14 protein-coding genes are annotated in these 17,007 nt (G+C 67.0%); 10 read left to right on the forward strand and 4 right to left on the reverse strand.

The genetic code is table 11. The features are described 5' to 3' along the window. Nucleotides 1-115: 115 nt before the first annotated feature. The gene (locus tag AB4078_RS13705) at nucleotides 116-613 is read left to right on the forward strand and encodes a GtrA family protein (protein ID WP_441977586.1); all 498 of its coding nucleotides are present in this window, start codon (nucleotides 116-118) and stop codon (nucleotides 611-613) included. A gap of 115 nt (nucleotides 614-728) precedes the next feature. On the opposite strand, the gene AB4078_RS13710 is transcribed toward AB4078_RS13705, so the two are convergent. Continuing rightward, on the reverse strand, nucleotides 729-2,303 hold the full coding sequence (locus AB4078_RS13710; protein ID WP_441977587.1) for an AMP-binding protein: 1,575 nt from the start codon (nucleotides 2,301-2,303) through the stop codon (nucleotides 729-731). Nucleotides 2,304-2,558: 255 nt separating this feature from the next. Here AB4078_RS13710 and truA point away from each other — a divergent pair, with 255 nt between their 5' ends. The 4 genes from truA to AB4078_RS13730 all read left to right on the forward strand — a co-directional run bounded on the left by truA (nucleotide 2,559) and on the right by AB4078_RS13730 (nucleotide 6,693). Then, on the forward strand, nucleotides 2,559-3,485 hold the full coding sequence (gene truA, locus AB4078_RS13715) for a tRNA pseudouridine(38-40) synthase TruA (RefSeq protein ID WP_441977588.1): 927 nt from the start codon (nucleotides 2,559-2,561) through the stop codon (nucleotides 3,483-3,485). Between the two features lie 213 nt (nucleotides 3,486-3,698). Next, the gene (locus AB4078_RS13720; protein WP_441977589.1) at nucleotides 3,699-4,619 is read left to right on the forward strand and encodes a hypothetical protein; all 921 of its coding nucleotides are present in this window, start codon (nucleotides 3,699-3,701) and stop codon (nucleotides 4,617-4,619) included. Nucleotides 4,620-4,681: 62 nt separating this feature from the next. Beyond that, nucleotides 4,682-5,350, forward strand: a complete 669-nt coding sequence (locus tag AB4078_RS13725) for an endonuclease/exonuclease/phosphatase family protein (RefSeq protein ID WP_441977590.1) — start codon at nucleotides 4,682-4,684, stop codon at nucleotides 5,348-5,350. 176 nt (nucleotides 5,351-5,526) lie between these two features. Beyond that, nucleotides 5,527-6,693 carry a hypothetical protein gene (locus tag AB4078_RS13730; protein WP_441977591.1) on the forward strand — a complete coding sequence of 389 codons (1,167 nt, stop codon included), beginning with the start codon at nucleotides 5,527-5,529 and terminating at the stop codon, nucleotides 6,691-6,693. Between the two features lie 6 nt (nucleotides 6,694-6,699). On the opposite strand, the gene AB4078_RS13735 is transcribed toward AB4078_RS13730, so the two are convergent. The 3 genes from AB4078_RS13735 to AB4078_RS13745 form a co-directional block, all read right to left on the reverse strand. Next, the gene (locus tag AB4078_RS13735) at nucleotides 6,700-8,616 is read right to left on the reverse strand and encodes a DUF4012 domain-containing protein (protein ID WP_441977592.1); all 1,917 of its coding nucleotides are present in this window, start codon (nucleotides 8,614-8,616) and stop codon (nucleotides 6,700-6,702) included. 73 nt (nucleotides 8,617-8,689) lie between these two features. Further along, nucleotides 8,690-9,718, reverse strand: coding sequence for a UDP-glucose 4-epimerase GalE (gene galE, locus AB4078_RS13740; RefSeq protein WP_441977593.1), 1,029 nt, complete (start codon nucleotides 9,716-9,718; stop codon nucleotides 8,690-8,692). Nucleotides 9,719-9,757: 39 nt separating this feature from the next. Next, nucleotides 9,758-10,048, reverse strand: coding sequence for a PqqD family protein (locus tag AB4078_RS13745; RefSeq protein WP_441977594.1), 291 nt, complete (start codon nucleotides 10,046-10,048; stop codon nucleotides 9,758-9,760). Nucleotides 10,049-10,347: 299 nt separating this feature from the next. On the opposite strand from AB4078_RS13745, the gene AB4078_RS13750 reads away from it, so the two are divergent. The 5 genes from AB4078_RS13750 (at nucleotide 10,348) to AB4078_RS13770 (ending at nucleotide 16,982) form a co-directional block, all read left to right on the forward strand. Next, entirely contained in the window at nucleotides 10,348-12,228 is a 1,881-nt protein-coding gene (locus AB4078_RS13750) for a polysaccharide biosynthesis protein (RefSeq protein WP_441977595.1), read from the forward strand. 185 nt (nucleotides 12,229-12,413) lie between these two features. Next, nucleotides 12,414-14,216: an NAD-dependent epimerase/dehydratase family protein gene (locus AB4078_RS13755; protein WP_441977596.1), complete on the forward strand. Its 1,803-nt coding sequence runs from the start codon at nucleotides 12,414-12,416 to the stop codon at nucleotides 14,214-14,216. 2 nt (nucleotides 14,217-14,218) lie between these two features. Beyond that, nucleotides 14,219-15,400 (forward strand): glycosyltransferase family 4 protein, encoded by a 1,182-nt coding sequence (locus tag AB4078_RS13760; RefSeq protein ID WP_441977597.1) that lies wholly within the window; start codon nucleotides 14,219-14,221, stop codon nucleotides 15,398-15,400. After that, nucleotides 15,358-15,672 carry a glycosyltransferase gene (locus AB4078_RS13765; protein WP_441977598.1) on the forward strand — a complete coding sequence of 105 codons (315 nt, stop codon included), beginning with the start codon at nucleotides 15,358-15,360 and terminating at the stop codon, nucleotides 15,670-15,672. The genes AB4078_RS13760 and AB4078_RS13765 overlap by 43 nt, the downstream gene beginning before the upstream one ends. 8 nt (nucleotides 15,673-15,680) lie before the next feature. Continuing rightward, on the forward strand, nucleotides 15,681-16,982 hold the full coding sequence (locus tag AB4078_RS13770) for a lipopolysaccharide biosynthesis protein (protein WP_441977599.1): 1,302 nt from the start codon (nucleotides 15,681-15,683) through the stop codon (nucleotides 16,980-16,982). The last annotated feature ends 25 nt before the right edge of the window (nucleotides 16,983-17,007 follow it).

The following is a 17,007-nucleotide window of genomic DNA, read 5'->3' on the forward strand; positions in this document are numbered from 1 at the left end:
ACCCGTCGGCGCCACGGCAGCACCGGCGGAGTCTTCGCGAGGGAGGAGCGGGGATCCGCCCCGTTCATGCCAGGCGTCCTGGGCCGCACCGTCCCCCGGGTATTCTAGTAGGGCTATGGATCGCCGCTCCCGGTTGCGCCGTCTGGCGGGAGTCGGCACCCGCTTCCTGATCGTCGGCGGCATCAGCACGCTCATCGAGGTCGGGGCGTTCAACCTCTTCGTCTTCGTCTTCGGATGGGACCTCGTCGTCGGCAAGATCGCCGCGAGCCTGGTCGCGCTGGTCAACGCCTACATCGGCAATCGCGAGTGGGCGTTCCGCGGGCGCGACCGGCGCGGACGCGTCGCCGAGATCGTGCTCTTCCTCGCGGTCAACCTGGTCTGCACCCTGCTCGGTGCGGGCATCGTGTGGCTCGGCGCCGAGATGGTGCAGGGCGCCACCGGCCACAGCCCGAGCCTGCCGGTCGTGAACCTGATCAACCTCGGCAGCATCGCCGTGATCGTGCTGGTGCGCTTCGTGCTGTACCACTACATCGTGTTCCGGCACACTCCCAAGGACGCGACGGCCGAGACCGCGGGATCCGATGACCGTTCCGGGGCTGTCTCGGGCGACTGAGCAGGCCGGCGTTCGCTGGTCGCAGATTGCCGTCAAGCGGCACTGAAGACGACAATTCGCGACCAGTCAGCGAGGGGATCCGGTTCCGTCGTCAGTAGGGGCGCGGATCCGAGGCTCAGGCCCGGGCGCGGAGGTCCTTGCGCAGGATCTTGCCCGAGGCGGACTTCGGGATCGCGTCGATGAACTCCACCAGGCGCACCTTCTCGTGCGGGGCGACGTGTGCGGCGACGTGCGCCTTCACCCCTTCCTCATCGAGCACCGCGCCCGGCTGCAGCACCACGAAGGCCTTCGGCACCTCCTGACCGTCCTCGTCCGCGACGCCGATCACGGCGGCGTCGGCGATCGCGGGGTGCTCGAGCAGCACGGCCTCCAGCACGGCGGGCGCGACCTGGTAGCCCTTGTACTTGATGAGCTCCTTCAGACGGTCCACGATCCGGAACACCCCGCCGGCGGTCACCGTGGCGACGTCGCCGGTGTGCAGCCAGCCGTCCGCGTCCAGCATGTCGGCGGTGGCGTCGGGGCGGTTGAGGTAGCCCTTCATGACCTGCGGTCCGCGGATGAGCAGCTCACCGGGCTCGCTCGCACCCTCGGCCGGCACGACCACGTCGGAGCCGTCCTCGGCGAGCAGGCGCGCCTCGGTGTTCGGGATCAGCAGCCCGACCGAGGAGAGGTCGATGTCGTCGCGCTCCACCGGGATCGTGTGCGTCACAGGGCTCGTCTCGGTCATGCCGTAGCCCTGCCGCACGGTGCAGTCCAGCCGCTCGGCGACCGCGTGCGCGAGTGCGCCGTCCAGCGGGGCGGCTCCCGAGAACACGACCTTGACCGCGCTCATGTCGTATTGCGCGACGAGCGGATGCTTGGCGAGCGCGACGGCGATCGGCGGCGCGATGAACAGCCAGCTCGTGCGCTGCTCCGCGATGATGCGCAGGAATTCGACGAGGTCGAACTTCGGCATCGTGACGAGCGTGGCGCGCAGCCGCACGGCGAGGTTGAGCAGCACGGTCATGCCGTAGATGTGGAAGAAGGGCAGCACGGCGAGGATCCGGTCCTCGTCGTTCAGCTCGATCGAGACCGTGCTCTGCGCGACGTTGGCGACGAGGTTGCGGTGCGTGAGCATCACGCCCTTGGGGCGCCCGGTGGTTCCCGAGGAGTACGGCAGCACGGCGACGTGCGTGGCCGGATCGAACGTCACGACGGGAGCGTGATGCCCCTCGGAGAGCAGGTCGCGCAGCGAGGGGTGCCCCTCGGCGCCGTCGAGCACGATGAGCTGGTCGGCCGGCAGCCCGAGCTGGGCGGCGGCGGCCTCGGCCTGCGGCAGCAGGGGGCTCACCGTGATGAGCCAGAACGCGGACGCGTCGCGCAGCTGGTTCGCGATCTCGTCGGCCGTGTAGAGCGCGTTGATCGTGGTGGCCGTCGCGCCGGAGCGGAGGATGCCGTGGAACACGGTCGCGAATGCCGGCACGTTCGGGCAGAGCAGGCCCACCGCGTCGCCCACGCCGATGCCGCGTGCGGCGAGGGCTCCGGCGAAGAGGTCGATCTGCCCGATGAGCTGGCGGTAGGTGGTCTCGGCCCCGGACATGCCGTCGACCAGCGCGACACGGTCGAGGTCGTGCTCGGAGATGTCGCCGAAGAGATACTCGTGGATCGGGACCGCGGGGATCTCGACATCAGGGAGGATGCTGCTGACCATGGGATCTCCTTCGATCTCGGTCGCGTGCGGTCGGGCGCCGCCGTCGCTTGCGATTCAGTGTCGCACAATATGGGACTGAGTGTCAGGGTCCTTTTGGGTGACGATGAAGCCGGGCGGATCCGTCCTGCCCGCTCCCATGGGGTGCGATCCTGCGGCCCGCTTTCTGCGGTTCGCTGGTCGCGAATCGCGGTGACGCGGGCGTGAGAACGACAATAGGCGACCAGCGAGCAGAAGGGGACTGGGTACCCTGGATCCGTGCGCATCCGTCTCGACATCGCCTACGACGGCACCCACTTCCGGGGCTGGGCGAAGCAGCCGGGTCTGCGGACCGTGCAGGGCACGATCGAGGACGCGCTCGCGCGCATCGTCGGCCCGGCGGCAGTCGCCGAGCGCGGCGACGGATCCGACTCCGCGACCGGCGGCGGACCGGTGATGCCGGGGGAGACACCCGGACCCGGCCCGCGGCTCGTCGTCGCCGGCCGCACCGATGCCGGCGTGCACGCCACGGGGCAGGTCGCGCACGTCGATCTGGACGAACGGCAGTGGGCGAGGGTCGCCTCCCGCAACGGCCGGGGCGCGTCGGATCCGGCTGCATCTCTGGCGGCGCGGATCCGCGGGGTGCTCGGGCACTACCCCGACGTCACGGTGTCGCGCACCGCGCTCGCGCCGGAGGGCTTCGACGCGCGCTTCTCGGCGGTGTGGCGCCGCTATCGCTATCGCCTCGCCGACGCCCGGGCCGGCTACGACCCGCTGCTGCGCCACGACACGACGACGATCAAGGGCGCCCTCGACGAGGGCGCCATGGACGCCGCTGCGCAGACCCTGATCGGCCTGCACGACTTCGCCGCGTACTGCAAGCCGCGCGAGGAGGGCACCACGATCCGCACGCTGCTCGACTACCGCTGGACGCGCGATGCGACCGGCGTGCTCGTGGCCGAGGTGAAGGCCGACGCCTTCTGCCACAGCATGGTGCGCGCGCTGGTCGGCGCGTGCGCGGCCGTGGGGGAGGGGCGCCTCGAGGTCGCCGACCTCGCCCGCCTGCGCGACGAGCTCACCCGCACCAGCGCGTTCAAGGTGCTCGCCGCGCGCGGCCTCACGCTGACCGACGTCGGCTACCCCGCGGATGAACTGCTCGCCGCCCGCGCCGAGCAGACCCGCAACCGCCGCGACCAGGACGACTGAACCGGATCCGGCGGTCGAGGCGGATGGCGGCCGGTCGACGAATGCACCGGAGCTGATCGGGGGCCGCCGTCCCCACACGGCGGCCCCCGAACGGGGGAGGACCGGAGCCGGCTCCCCCAGCCGCCGGCCACCGTCGATTCGCCTGCCTCCGGAGGCGTGAACCGTATCCTGAATTCTACGAGGAGCCATTTCACACGCGGAGGGGGGACTGTGATGGCCGAGCCCGAGGAGCACACGGCCTTCGCCGCTGCACTGCGCCGTGCCATCTCCGACAAGGGGCTCTCGCTGAGTGCCACGCAGGCACGCCTCGCCGCGCACGGCAATCGGATCTCCCTGGCGACCCTCAGCTATTGGCGATCCGGAGCCCGGCACCCGGAAGGGGCGGTCTCGCTGAGCGCCGTGGAGGACCTGGAGACGATCCTCGACCTCGATCCGGGCTCGCTCACCGCGCTGATCCCGCCCACGGCGCGTCTGGGCACGCTGGCCGAGCCGCGCGTTCCCTTCGACGAAGAGCGCGAGCGGCGCGAGACGGAGGAGACGTTCGCCGCGCTGAACGCCGCACCGCAAGTCGCAATCCGGGACATCTCGACGCACATGACCGTCTTCACGAGGCCCGACGGCACGGTGCGGCGGACCGAGTTCCAGTGCCTGATCCAGGTGACGCGCGGAATCGTCACGGAGCTGCCCCTGATCGACGTCGCACCGGAGGAGACCGACGTGATGAGCGAGATCGTCGAGGTCGTGGGTGGCCGGCTCGACCGGGAGTTCCAGCACCCCGGCCGGCTGGTGTCCGGGATCGTCATCGCGCTGGACGAGCCGGTCGCCGCGGGGGAGACGGCCATGATCGAATTCGCCGAGCAGCTGCCGCTCGGTTACCCCGCCCGGCGCAGCGCTTGGCATGCGACGGCGCGGCCTGCCAAGGAGACGCTGATCCGGGTCATCTTCCCCGAGGGCGCCGAGCCCGACTGGTGCGAGGAGTACGTCGAGTCGGAATCGGGCGAGGAGTTCGCCGGACCAGCGACGTTCCGCGGCCGGATCGCGCACGCGGTCCGGCATGGTTTCGGCCCGGGCGTGCTCGGGTTGCGGTGGGGAGGAAGCTCCGCAGCGGTGGACGCGGTGCATCCGGTTCCTTGACATCCCGGTGAACTCGCGCGCCCGCCCAGCGAGTCCGGAGCGCGCGCGGGTAGCGTGGAGGCGTGCGGATCATCTCCTACAACCTGCGCAAGCATCGCGCGGCGCATGAGCTCGACGCCCTCGTCGACGCCCATGACCCCGACGTGCTGTGCCTGCAGGAGGGCGACACGGCCTCACTGCCGGAGCAGGCCGGAGGGCTGGTGCTCGCGCACACCACGCAGCGCAACCGGCTGGGTCTTGCGATCTACTACCGCTCCAGCGCGTTCCGCCTCGTCGACATGGCGGCGGTCTCGGTGAAGAAGTCGCTGCACGATCACGTGCTGCGTCCCGCGCACGAGCGCCTGCTGGGCGTGCGGCTGCGCGACATCGACGCCGGCCGGGACTTCCTGGTGGCATCGCTGCATGCGGCCCCGCTCACGGCGCGCAACGCGCTGCGGCGGGACCAGATCCGCGCCGCGCTGTCGGAGCTCTCCGAACTCGGCTGGGGCCTGCCGCAGCTCATCGTCGGCGACTTCAACTACCCCGTGTTCAAGGAGCGGCTCAGCGAGCACATGCGCGACGTCGGGTATGAGCTGGTCATGAGCGATCAGCACACGTACACCCGCTATCGGGTGTTCCGCGGGTTCTACGACTTCGCCGCGGCGTCGGGGTTCGTCGTCGAGTCGGTGCGCACCCTGCCGCAGGGCGAGTCGGACCACCTGCCGATCCTGGTGACGGCGACCCCGAAGTAGCCCGGTCCAGGTGGGCGGTCACGCTCGGTGGTTCACGTACCCGCGTCCCGGTGCCTCGACCCCGATCGGCGGAGAGGACGGTATGCACCTCGGCTCGCCCGCCCTGCGCTGCTCGGGTGATCGTGCTTTGTCGATAGAGTCCTGGTATCGCGTCGATGGGAGAACCGAGGACACACATGACCGACGGGGATCTGCCTGCAGGCGGCACCGGCACTGCGGGCGCACCGCATGCCGATAGGCCGTCGATCGACGACGCACGCGCCTTCGATGCCTCGTCGCTGTTCCTGCACGAGCCCTCGGAAGCAGACGCCGCACAGGGGCACGACGACGTGGGGATCCTTTTCGGCGGACTGTGGGAGCCGTCGGATCCGTCCAGCCGCGCGGATCCGGTCGATGAGTTGCACCTTGCTCCTGCGACGGTGCTGATCGATACGGCCGAGGGGCACCTTTTCGACGAGGCCGAGCGTGTCGCGCATCCGTACACGCATTCGTTCCCCGCGCCCGCACCGGCTCGTGTTGAGCCGCTGCACGCCTCGCCGAAATACGGCATGAGCCGCCCGCAGGTCATCGCCATGGCCGCGGGGCTCGTGGTCACGGCGCTGGGAGCCGGGTGGGCGCTTGCGACGCCGCCCCCTTCCTCCCCGGTGACGGTCGTCGCTTCTCCGACGGCGACGCTGGATCCGGCGCGGATGGCGAAGGTGGACGATTCCGTCGGCGCGCTGGCCGCCGCCGTGAAGTCCGAGCAGGCGCGTGCCGACTCCTTCGCAGCTCCGCTGGCAGCGATGGCAGGATCCAGCGACGAGTCGGCGCGGCTTGCGGCAGACGCCGCGCGGCAGGCGTACATCGCCGCGCTCGCCGCGGTAAAGGTGCCGAAGCTCCCCACCAAGAACGCGACCAACGCGTCGCTGGATCAGGTCGAGCGCGACCTGGCGGCGGCGAACTCCACACTCACGGCCGCGACCGCAGGCTTCCGGGCGGCGATCACGACCTTCCGGCAGTCGATCCCGGCGTTCGCGGAGATCGCTGTGGCGGACAACGGCGATGCGGCGGAGCCGTTCCGCACGGCGGCGACTGAGGCGGCGTCCGCAGCGGCCGCATCCGATCCGTTCGGTCCGACGCCCTTCGCTGCGATGGATGCGTGGCGCAGTGCCCTCGCTGCCTTGATCGCCGACCAGGCGCGCGCTGTCGCCGAGGCGCAGTCGAGCGGATCCGGTGGCACCGGCACGGAGACTCCGACGGAGCCGACGCAGCCGCCTGCTCCCGTCGAGACGACTCCGCCGTCGCCCCCGCCCTCCGACCCGGGTACGCCGACGGATCCGCCGATCGTCCTGCCGACGCCCTGACGTCCGCTACTTCTGGGCCGGTTTGCACCCCGGGGTGTCGAGCGTGACCGGCGTCGGCTTCACCATCGGCGTGTGCCGCACCTCAAGTGGCCCGTACTCGCCGGCGGGCGCGCTGAAGGTCGCCACGATGTTCGCAGTCTGCCCGGGCTGGGTCAGCGCGTTCACCTTCACCGCGGTGCGCCCCAGGTGCGGCTGCCCAGAGGCAGCGACAGGCTGGCCATCGACAGTGACGCTGGTGAGACTGGATCCGACCGGACCGTACAGGTACACGTCGGTCGAGACGTCGCCCTTGGGGAAGTAGTGTCCGGGCGAGATGTACTCCGGCAGGCTTGCGACGGCTCCCGGGTCGAGCGTGTTCTGCAGCGTCACCGTGGTGGTGAATGTCGGAGAGGTGCCCTTCTGGCACTGCGTACTCGACGCGGCGATACCCAACTCCATGTAGTAGTCGAGCTTGCCTTCCGTGACGTCGTCGATGTACACGCCCAGGTCAGTGGTCTTGCGGTTGTCGGTGGGCATGTTGCCGCCCACCGGCGTGCCGGCGAGCAGGTCGGCCTGAGCCTTGTCGCTCGGGGAGTACATCAGGCGTCCCTCGTTCGCCGCCTGCACGAGCGCGGTCAGCAGCGCCTTCGGATCGGCGTGGGTGGTCAGCAGCGCCTCAAAGACGCTTTGCGCGGCGGAGGCGAAGAATGCGTCCTGGGTCGCCGGATCCGGATACTTCGCATAGGCCTCGTTGAGAAGCAGAGGCACGGCTTCGTCGGCGGTGAGGGTCTCGCCGAACGGGGCGGGCAGGGTCACCGGGCCGATCGCGCGCAGCACGTAGCTCAGCGCGACCGGATCCACCGAGACGACGGCATCGATCGGTGTCCCGAACGACTCCGTCCAGAAGGCGCGCACGATCTGCGCGGTCTCACTGAAGTCGGGGGAGAGCGTGGTGTCCTGGATGTAGCGTCCGATCTTCGTGCCGTACAACGCCTGGGTCTCGGGATTCAGGGCGAAGATCGGATCCGGTCGGCCGTTCTTGAAGTCGGCGGTCGCGGCCTGCTGCGTGAGCGAGATCTTGCCGTTCTCCGCGGTGAGCATCGCGATCGCGGCGGGGTTGCCGCCGGTGCCGCGGGACTCGGCGTTGTTCTGGAAGATGAGCAGGTAGTGCTGTGGCCCATTGGCACCGAGGGCTTTCGGCAGGATCGTGAGCGCGTTGTGGATCGGGGTCACGGCAGGTTCGATCTTCGCCATGGCGGCATCGAGTTGAGCGACGCCCGAGGCTACCTGCGGCACGAGTGCGGAGCGATCGAGTTCGTCGAGATTCGTTCTGATCCGGGTGACGCTCTTGTTCGCCGTCTCGATCGTGGCGGCGAGCTTGGAGAGGTTGGCGACGTCGATGCCGCCGTCCTTCGGCATCAGGGCGTTCAAGTCCACCGCGGTGAGCGGCGTGATCGCGTTGGCGACAAGGTCGTTGACGGAGCCGGCGACCACGCGCGCGGCGACGAGGTTCGGCCCGGCGACGGGCACCCACTCCGCGCTCTTCCAGAGCCGGCCGGTGGTCTCCTTCTCGGCGGCGGCGGTCAGCTGGGAGATCTGCGCGATCGTGGCCTTGGCGCCAGCGGCGTTACCGTCGAGCATCTGCTGCTGCACGGTGTCGACGAGGGGGATCGCCTTCTCGAGATCGGCCTTCGCCGCCATCGCATGCCCATACAGCTGCTTCGCCGCGAGGACGCCGAGGATCGCCAGCGCGATGAGCACCAGCAGGATCGCGATCGGCACCCAGAACCGGGCGCTCTTCAGCAGCGGGCGGCGGTAGTGCTTCCGCGACTTCCCGTGTTCGGAGTCTGCGCCGACGAGGAGGCGCGCGAGTGGATCGTCCGTTTCGGGTGAAGAATCCTCGGGAGCCGGGCGTGCCCCGCGTTCTTCGTGTCGGGAAGGCACGTTGTGAGTCTAGGGATCCGGCGGTCCCTTGGCCATGGTTCGGCGAGTGGAACCGACCGGAGGTGCGGAGCCGTCAGCGCGTCCGGTCGTCGGCGAAGCCATTCGGGTTCCGCTGTTGCCAGCGCCAGCCGTCGCGGGCCATATCGGCGATGTCGCGGGTGGCCTTCCATCCAAGCTCGGCTTCGGCGCGCGTCGTGTCAGCCCAGCTGCGCGGCAGGTCGCCGTCGCGCCGGGGGACGACGACCGAAGGGATGGTCCTGCCTGCGGCGGATTCGAAAGCGGCGATGAGCTGTTTCACCGACGTGCCGTGCCCGGTGCCGAGGTTCCAGGCGCGCGCTCCGTCGACCTCGGCGAGCCTTTCCAGCGCGGCGACGTGCCCCTGAGCGAGATCGACGACGTGGATATAGTCGCGCTCCCCCGTGCCGTCCGCGGTGGGGTAGTCGTCGCCGAAGATGTTCACGTGCGGGCGCCGCCCGATCGACACCTGCAGCACGTACGGTGCGAGGTTGTTCGGGATGCCGCTGGGGTCTTCGCCGATCAGGCCGCTCTCATGGCCGCCGATGGGGTTGAAGTACCGCAGCAGAGCGATGTGCCAGCCGGGCTCGGCGGCGGCGATGTCGCTGAGTATCCGCTCGAGCATCACTTTGGTCATGCCGTAGGGGTTGGTTGCGTCCAGGCGACCACCTTCCTCGGTGTACGGCGGCTCCTGCAGATCGCCGTACACGGTGGCCGACGAAGAGAAAACCAGGGTCTGAGTCCCGTGCCGCTTCATCGCCTTCAACAGGGAGAACGTGCTGCCCAGGTTGTGCGCGTAGTAGCGAAGTGGGTCAGCGGAACTCTCGCCGACCGCTTTCAGGCCGGCAAAGTGGATGACGGCGTCGGGCGCCGCCGCAGCGAAAGCAACTTCGAACGCGTCCTCGTCAAGGAGATCGATCTCGGCGAGCGCGGGGCGGATCCCGGTGATCTGCTCGATCCGGTCGATGACCACCGGTGAGCTGTTCTCGAAGTCATCGACGATCGTTACGTCATGCCCTCGCTCAAGGAGTGCGACCACCGTGTGCGAGCCGATGAAACCAGCGCCGCCTGTGACGAGTACGTGCATGGATCGATCCTTCGTGTCGAATGGCGAGCCGCGAGGCAGTCAGCCAGCGATGATGAGGTGCTGCTCGTGGAGGCGTTCGAGCAGCTCTAGGACGTCGTTGCGAACGACGTCTTGGGTGGCGTCGTACGCCTCGGCGATGTTCTTCACGAGCGCATCCGTAGAGATCGGCCCGCTCTCCGCGAGTTCCTCCCACACGTAAGCCGCGGTCTCTTGGAGCGTCATCGGATGCGCCGTCGGTGATTCGAGATCAAGAGCGACGATGTCGTTGCCGCTCGCCGTCCACGCCACCGCACCGGCGATACGCCACGTCTCGCTCTGCTCCCCGGTCACGCGGTTAGCCTAGCGAAAGCTCCGCTATGACGATCGGGTACCGACGTCGCCCACGAGCGCCAGTCTCGGCCAATGCGCAGTTCGTCGGCTGCAGTTGCTCCGCGGCGCGTCACGCCGACGGTCACTAGATATCGCGAGGCGCATGATGCGACGTATGCGAGTGAAACTTGCGACATATTGGTTCAGCTGGGGTCATGCCTTCTTTCAGCAGTCTCCCAGTGTGGGACAATCGTCGAACGTGCGTTGTTCGGCGAGGGGGGAGCCTTGAAGCGGCCGAGCACGGAGGATTGGGGTGCAGTGTGAGTTCGCAGGTTGGTGAGGCAGTGACCGGGGAGATCCGAATCCCTGTGCATCAGCAGCGTCGACGTCGGTTGGTCGCCTTGCTCGACGTGCTGGCCTGGGTGTTCGGTACGTTCCTTGCGGTAACCCTGCGGTTGGACTTCACGCTGACTCTTCCGGCCTGGGTGGCGACGATCGTGCTCGGCCTTGTTGCGGCCGCGATTCAGGTGGGCGTGGGCTACTACGTCGCGCTCTATCGAGGCCGGTACGCCTACGGTTCATTCGAGGTGGTGCGCACCCTCGCGATCATCGTGCTCGGGATCTCGGTGCTGCTCTCGCTGTTCGTCGTGCCCTTCGGGAACATGATCGGCGTGCCCCGCGCAACCATGCTGCTCGCCGGGCCGTTCGTACTGCTCGTCATGTTCGGGATTCGCTATGCGGCACGTCTTGCGGTCGAGCGCTCGCGCAAGCCGGGCGACAGCGCTGAGCGTACGCTCGTGGTCGGCGCCGGTTACCTGGGTGATCGGTTGCTGTATACAGTCATCACCGACCCCACATCGCCGATCCGCCCAGTGGGCCTGATCGACGACGACCCGTTGAAGAAGAACCTGCGGCTACGCGGAGTGCCCGTACTCGGGCGCTCAAGCCAGCTGGCCGAGATCGCCCAGCGCACCGGAGCGACCCGACTCGTTATCGCGCTCGGCAACGCCGACAGTGTGCTGCTGCGCAAGCTGAGCGACGCCGCGGAGACCGCAGGCATGAAGGTGTCGGTCACGCCGAGCATCACCGACTTCATGCTTGACGGGCGTGTCAAGGTCGACGTTCGTGACATCGAGATCGAAGACCTCATCGGTCGGCACCCGGTGGACACCAACGTGGAGTTGATCGCAGGCTACATCACCGGTAAGCGTGTGCTCGTGACGGGGGCGGGTGGATCTATCGGATCCGAACTGTGCCGTCAGCTCGCGAAGTTCGGCCCGAGCGAGCTGATCATGCTCGACCGGGACGAAACCGGACTGCAGAGCGCTCAACTCGGCACCGCGGGCAATGGCCTCCTCGACTCGAACGAGGTCGTGCTGGCCGACATCCGCGATGTCGCCGTACTGAACGCCATCTTCGACGAGCGCCGCCCGGAGGTCGTCTTCCACGCTGCCGCGCTCAAGCACCTTCCGATGCTCGAGCAGTACCCGGATGAAGCATGGAAGACGAACGTCCTGGGCTCGCTCAACGTGCTGCAGGCCGCACAGCGCGTTGGAGTGAGCCACTTTGTCAACATCTCCACCGACAAGGCAGCGAACCCGACGAGCGTGCTGGGGCACTCCAAGCGTGTCGCGGAGAAGCTCACCGCCTGGGCGGGGGAGCAGACCGGGATGCAGTACCTCTCGGTGCGCTTCGGCAACGTGATCGGCAGTCGCGGATCCATGCTGCCGACGTTCCAGCGCCTGATCGCTGATGGGCGACCCATCACGGTCACGCACCCTGACGCGACGCGCTACTTCATGACGATCCCCGAGGCCTGCCAGTTGGTGATCCAGGCCGGCGGCATCGGCCGCGCCGGCGAGGTGCTCATCCTCGACATGGGCGAGCCTGTTTCTATCCTCGAGGTCGCGAAACGCATGATCTCGATGTCGGGCAAGGACGTCGAGATAGTGTTCACCGGTCTCCGCCACGGCGAGAAGCTGCACGAGGAGCTCGTCGGGGCCCGCGAGAACCTCGAGCGCCCGTTCCATCCGCAGATCTCCCACGCCCACGCGGACACGATCAGCCCCGAGCGCCTCGACAAGGCCGGCTGGGAAGCGCGGATGAAGGCTGAGCCGCGCAACAACGACACAGCCGTGGTCGACAGGATCGTGGTGGATCAGCTCATGACCGGGGCAAGCGCCGAGGGTATGTCAACGTGACTCCAAGCGTGGGGGGGATCGCCGCTGTAGTTTTTGCGATTAGCCTCGCTTCGCCACTCGGTTTCCGACCACTGCTTCGCAGGCTCGGAGCTGTTGACATGCCGAATGAGCGTTCCTCCCATTCCATTCCGACGTTGCGAGCCGGAGGGCTTGCCCCTCTGAGTGGCTGGATCGTTGGAGTCGCGTTGGCACTTTTCGTGGAGCCCGGTACGAATGGGCTGACGGCAATCGCCGGGGTTACGGCGCTCGCTCTCGCGATTGTTGGATTCATCGACGATCTCCGCAACCTTCCTGCTGTGCCGCGGCTTGGAGCTCAGATTACTGTTGGATTGCTCGCAGCGATCGCCTGCGCGGTGGCGACCGGAGCTTCGGGATGGGTCGTTCCCCTCGGAGCTGTCCTCATCACCGGCTACGTGAACTCGACCAACTTCATGGACGGCATCAACGGTATCTCCGGTTTGCATGGAGCCATCGTTGGCGCGTCGTTTGTGGTCGCGGGGTGGCTGGTTCACACCACGTGGCTAGCAGTTCTAGGAGCGATCCTCGCCGCAGCGTTTCTTGCGTTCGTGCCATGGAATCTCCAGCGTTCGGGCTTCTTCCTTGGGGACGTCGGGAGCTATCTTTTAGGGGGCGCGATCGCGACCACCGCTACCCTTGCCATTGCGGCTGGCGTTTCACCGCTTCTCGTGCTCGCACCCTTGGGCATCTACGTCGCCGACACGGCGGTAACCATGGCACGACGCCAGATGCGAGGCGAGCGAATCATGTCGGCGCACCGCTCGCACTCATACCAGCGGCTGACCGATACGGGGCTGTCGCATTTGTCGGTGGCGGCTTTGGTTACAGCGTTCTCCGCGGGGAGCAGCGCTATTGCGATTATCGTCAGCATGGCTGGAGTCTCGCCCTGGCTCGGCTGGGCTCTGATCGTCGGGCTTTGCGTCGTTTACCTGTGGATTCCACGTTGGCGCGGCTCTCGGCTTCCGTCGACCGGATTTGTCGTTCCTGCGGCTCCGTCCATTTGCGAGATCCCCGCCTCACCTGGGCACCTTGCGAAGCGCTGGGCCGTGGTCGGGGCATCGGGCTTTGTCGGGTCGGCCGTTGTCGCATATCTGTCCGAGCAGAACGTCGAGATCTCCGAGATCTCGGCCCCGCGGCTGAAGATGACAGCACCCACGGCGTCAGATCTCTCGCAGCTACTCGAACAGGCTGGGATCGAGGCGCAGCGGGCGCGACTGGCGGAACAGTTCACGGGTATCGACGTGGTGGTGAACGCTGCGGGCATGGCTTCCCCAGACTCGGCTGGCGACGACGCCCTTTACGGTGCCAATGCACTGCTGCCGGCCGCAGTTGTTCTCGCGAGCGCTGACGCCGGTGTGGATCGAATCGTTCATTTGAGTTCGGCTGCCGTTCAGGGGCGACGTTCCCGTCTCGATGACTCCAGCGATGTGGCCCCCTTCTCGCCCTACTCCCATTCCAAGGCGCTCGGTGAGCGGGCGTTGTTGGCTGTCGCCGACCGGGGAGTTCCCACTCAGGTGATCGTGCTGCGAGCCACATCGGTGCAGGGGCGCGGAAGATCGACCACCGAAAGCCTGATTCGTCTGGCGCATTCGCCCTTGGCAAGTGTCGCGGCGCCAGGGACCGCACCGTCGGCAACCAGCAGTGTTACGCAGCTCGCTCAGACGGTGGTCGGGCTCGGTGCGACGAACGAATCGGTTCGGGGAATCGTGTTGCAGCCATGGGAGGGATTCACTACTCGACGTGTTCTCGAGGCAGCGGCTCCCGACAGGCAGCCTCGCATGTTACCCGCCTGGCTGTGCCGTACTGTGGTGGGGATGGGGTTCGCGGCTGGTCGAATTGTTCCGCGGTTCACGGGAACCGCGAGGCGCGTCGAGGTCATGTGGTTCGGTCAGAGCCAGACGCCAGGGTGGCGGCAGGGTAGTCAAGTTGACGAGTCTGCGGATCTGCTGCAGATCCTCGGAGGGGCGTAAACATGGCGTCGAAGCACAAAACGCGAACGATCGTGTTCGGCGTGACGATTGACTATCAGCTCCGCTATCACGACGGCCTTTATCAGCGGCTTGCCAATGATGGCTGGGAAGTTCATCTCATTTCCGAGGCTGGATCGATCGGCGAACGGCTCTCGCGTTATGCCGGAATCACGGTGCATGAACTCAAGATGGCTCGCAACCCCAGTCCGTTGGCCGATCTGGTCGCACTTTCGCGTTGGGTGAGGCTCCTGCGCACGGTGCGACCGCAAGTGGTTGTCGCTGGAACACCCAAAGCTGGTCTGATCGGAAGCTTGGCGGCCCGGCTATGCGCGGTGCCAGTGCGCATATATGAGATGCACGGTCTCCGTCTCGAAAGCGCCGAGGGGATGTTGCGCCAGGTGCTTCGCCTGATGGAAAGGATCACATCAGGAGCGGCAACCAAGGTGGTCGCGGTGAGCCCATCGTTGCGTTTGCGAGCGATCGAGGAGGGCATCGTCCGATCGAGCAAGATCGAGGTTCTTGGTGCAGGCAGTCCCAATGGCGTCGACATCGATCATTTTGCCTGGGCAGCGCAAGACACTGAGATTCAGGCCCGCACGCGAGCACGATTCGGGGTTGCGCCCGAAGTGCCGGTTGTTCTGTTCATTGGTCGACTCACCGCGGACAAAGGACTGGAAGCTCTTGCAGAAGCGATGGCCGCAGTCGAGCGCAAGCGTGAGGTGCAGCTCCTAGTCGTCGGCGGTATCGATGATGCATCGGGCCAAGTCGGTGCCGAGCGGCTACGTTCGTCCCTATCGCACGTGATGTTCGCCGGTGAAGTGGATGATGTCGCGCCTTACTTCAGCATCGCGGATGTCTTCTGTCTGCCGAGTCGCCGAGAGGGGCTCGGCGTGGTGATCCTCGAAGCTTTCGCCGCCGGGGTGCCCGTGGTAGCCACGGCAGCCACAGGGATTAAGGATCTCGTGAAGGATGGTCGCACTGGGCGGATGGTGCCGATCGACGACTCACACAGGCTCGCAGAAGCGATTCTGGAACTGACAGTCGACGCCGATCTCGCTGATCGCCTGGCTGCTGAAGGTGGGCGTCTCGTGAGAGGAGAATTTTCCGCGGACGTGGTGCAGGCTCGGTGGGTCACCGCCATATGCTCTGCCTGTCCACCTTGCGCGAGGGATTCGGCCAGTTGATCTTCGAAGCCTTGGGCCTCGGAGTTTTAACCATCACTACCGAGGCGACAGACGCCCGAGACACGATCGTCGACGGAGAGGCCGGCCTGATCGTGCCCGTGCAAGACAGGCTTGCGCTGGCGGCCGCTACCGGGCGTGCGACCGGCGACCCCGATCGGGTGCGCGCATGGGGCGCGGCGGCGTGGGCGCGGGCCGCGACGCACAACTCGACGGGCCGTGCGTGGCGTCAATGCGCTGATCATTTCGATGCTCTTATTGGCTCGCGTAGTTGAGTCCGCTGATGTCTGAAGAAGATGACGACCTGGGTGTCGTGCGCGAGAAGTCCCGGAAGTCGTCCGGCACGAGTGGCTCGTCGACCCTACGCAGCATCGCCACCCTGCTCACCGGCACGGTGGCGTCACAGATCCTCGGTGTGGTCACGATGCCGATCCTCAGCCGGATCTACGGTCCTGGTGCGTTCGGAATCCTGGCGATCTTCCTCTCGGTGAGCGCAGTGGTCAGCATGGTCGCGGCGCTGCGCTACGAGTACGCGATCGTGCTCCCGGAGCGCGACGAGGACGCGCATCGGCTCCGGCAGCTCTCCACGGGCTTGGTAAGTGTGATCTCGGCACTCACCGTTGTCGCGACGATCCTAGTGTTCTGTCTGTCCGGGCCGGCGAACCAGCACTGGTGGGTCCTGCTGATCGGCGTGAGCGTCTTCCTAGCCGGGGAGACAACGATTCTGTACTTCTGGCTAACGCGAAAGCGTCGCTACCGCATGCAGAGCGTCTCACGCATCGTCCAGGCGCTAGTCACCGCGGTCACTCAGGCCGGCCTAGGGCTTCTTTTCGCTCCAACCGGCGAATGGCTCATCGTCGGCTATCTCGTCGGTCAGGTCTTCGGCGTCGGTCTCCTGCTCGTCACGGACGATGCTCGCAAGACCGCACCCGTCCGGGACCATCGCAGCCGGTGGGAACTCATGGTGCGCTACAAGAAGATGCCGCTCCTCAACGCTCCCAACGCGCTCGTGGATTCGCTGCGACTCAACGGCATCAACATGATCATCGGAGGTCGCTCGTTGCACGCGCTGGGCCAGTTCTCGATGGCGTGGAAGCTTGCTCAGGCACCGATGGCGCTGATTGCGAGCGCGATCTCCCAGGTGTATTACCAGCGGATGGCGGTCGCTGAGCCGGGGACGCTCAAGACTCTAGTGAGGGGCGTGACGAGGCGCGCGCTGCTCCTCGGCTTCCTCCCCTTCCTGGTGCTAGGCGTCGTGGCACCCGTCGTTGTGCCGTGGTTCCTCGGCGAGCAGTGGTCAGAGGCGGGGCTCATCGTGCAGGCGCTCACGCCGTGGCTCTACTTGAATGTCGCGACCGCACCGCTGTCGACCGTGTTCATCGTCGCCGAGCGACAGGGAGCCATGCTGATCTTCGCGATCGTCTATCTCATCGTGCCGATCACGATTCTGCTGATGGCGGGAGGTGACCTCGTGCGCGCGGTGTGGTTCACGAGTGCTGCCATGACGCTGCTCCTCGCTTTCCTCATCGCGCTCGCCCATCGCGTTGCCGGGCGATATGACAGTGAGCGCACCCTGACCGCCTGAATCTCAGAGGCGGACACCAGCGCCC

This window comes from Microbacterium sp. 2MCAF23 (assembly GCF_052115565.1).
In the GTDB taxonomy this organism is placed as follows: Bacteria; Actinomycetota; Actinomycetes; order Actinomycetales; family Microbacteriaceae; genus Microbacterium.

What these genes read in the sequence shown, in the direction of transcription:
- AB4078_RS13760 (WP_441977597.1), top strand. Translation starts at nt 14,219, where the DNA reads ATGGCGTCGAAGCACAAAACGCGAACGATCGTGTTCGGCGTGACGATT.
- AB4078_RS13710 (WP_441977587.1), bottom strand. Translation starts at nt 2,303, where the DNA reads ATGGTCAGCAGCATCCTCCCTGATGTCGAGATCCCCGCGGTCCCGATC.
- AB4078_RS13765 (WP_441977598.1), top strand. Translation starts at nt 15,358, where the DNA reads ATGCTCTGCCTGTCCACCTTGCGCGAGGGATTCGGCCAGTTGATCTTC.
- AB4078_RS13705 (WP_441977586.1), top strand. Translation starts at nt 116, where the DNA reads ATGGATCGCCGCTCCCGGTTGCGCCGTCTGGCGGGAGTCGGCACCCGC.
- galE (WP_441977593.1), bottom strand. Translation starts at nt 9,718, where the DNA reads ATGCACGTACTCGTCACAGGCGGCGCTGGTTTCATCGGCTCGCACACG.
- AB4078_RS13720 (WP_441977589.1), top strand. Translation starts at nt 3,699, where the DNA reads ATGGCCGAGCCCGAGGAGCACACGGCCTTCGCCGCTGCACTGCGCCGT.
- AB4078_RS13770 (WP_441977599.1), top strand. Translation starts at nt 15,681, where the DNA reads ATGTCTGAAGAAGATGACGACCTGGGTGTCGTGCGCGAGAAGTCCCGG.
- AB4078_RS13730 (WP_441977591.1), top strand. Translation starts at nt 5,527, where the DNA reads ATGACCGACGGGGATCTGCCTGCAGGCGGCACCGGCACTGCGGGCGCA.